Origin of the sequence: Bartonella sp. TT119HLJHH (assembly GCF_042193385.1) — a bacterium.
GTDB lineage: Bacteria > Pseudomonadota > Alphaproteobacteria > Rhizobiales > Rhizobiaceae > Bartonella.
In genome coordinates this window covers 1-531 of the sequence record NZ_JBHILS010000160.1, presented here as the reverse complement: position 1 = coordinate 531, position 531 = coordinate 1, and the positions used below count along the sequence as shown (strand labels likewise).

Here is a 531-nt window from a genome sequence, read left to right as displayed (position 1 = left end):
TCAAGAATGTGAATCAGAGGATTAAGGAAGTTTCTGAAGGAGTCGCACAGGATTCTTTGAATTGGAGTAATGAAGCTCAGGCGTTTGTAGCGCGTCATATAAAAACAGAAACACAAGATGGCAAAGTTATAACGAAACAAGAAAATAGCAAATTGAAGTTTTTATTGGATGGAGAAATTTCTAAAGGTTCGACAGAAGCGATTACCGGTAACCAGCTTTATTCAATGAATGAGGCAGTTGCTAGCTATTTTGGTGGAGGAGCTGGCTATAACGAAAAAGGAGAATGGGTTGCACCTACCTTCAAGCTTAAAACTGTCAATGATGATGGTAGTGCTGGTGAAGAAAAGATTTATAAGAGTGTATCGGAAGCACTCTCTGATATTAGTACTTCTGTCACGAATGTTCATAATGATGTAACTAATGTTGTCAGTGATAGCCTTGTCAAGCAGGATGGTGATACGAAGGTTATTACTATTGGCAAAGAAGTAGAAGGTACAGAACTCAATATTGCCAACAGTAAGAAAGAAGACC

At 38.4% G+C, this 531-nt stretch carries 1 pseudogene; it reads left to right on the top strand.

Annotated features, from left to right (window positions below):
* Positions 1-531, top strand: a pseudogene (locus tag ACFIJL_RS09930) (hypothetical protein); the annotation flags it as partial.